Source organism: Bacillus sp. LR--39 (assembly GCF_053613335.1).
In genome coordinates this window covers 1-537 of record NZ_JBSIOT010001490.1, presented here as the reverse complement: position 1 = coordinate 537, position 537 = coordinate 1, and the positions used below count along the sequence as shown (strand labels likewise).

The 537-nt window shown below is 51.0% G+C and carries 1 protein-coding gene; it reads left to right on the top strand.

The window, feature by feature from the left end:
• Positions 1-537, top strand: a 537-nt coding sequence (locus tag ACWHAR_RS31330; protein ID WP_452088962.1) for a PTS transporter subunit EIIC, incomplete at its 3' end; no start/stop codon positions are given.

Sequence of the window (537 nt, the reverse complement as noted above, 5' to 3'; positions counted from 1 at the left end):
ATGGAAGATAGACAAAATCAAGATTTCAAAGTAAAGATTCAACGTTTCGGAAGCTATTTGAGCGGAATGATCATGCCGAATATCGGTGCATTTATCGCATGGGGGATCATTACCGCATTGTTTATTCCGACGGGATGGATGCCGAATGAAGCGCTTGCTTCATTGGTTGATCCAATGATCAAATTTTTGCTGCCGCTCTTGATTGGATACACGGGCGGTAAGATGGTGTACGATCACCGCGGAGGCGTCGTCGGTGCGACTGCAGCGATCGGCGTTATCGTCGGCGCGGACATTCCGATGTTCCTCGGCGCGATGATCATGGGGCCGCTGGGCGGCTACCTGATGAAACTGACGGACAGGCTTTTCAAAGATAAGGTCCGTTCCGGATTTGAAATGCTGATCAACAACTTTACAGCCGGAATTCTCGGCTTCATTCTGGCGGTGCTCGGCTTTCTTGCAATCGGTCCGGTGGTGCTCGGCTTAAACAAAACATTGGCGGCCGGCGTGGAAGTGATCGTCAATGCGAATCTGCTTCCG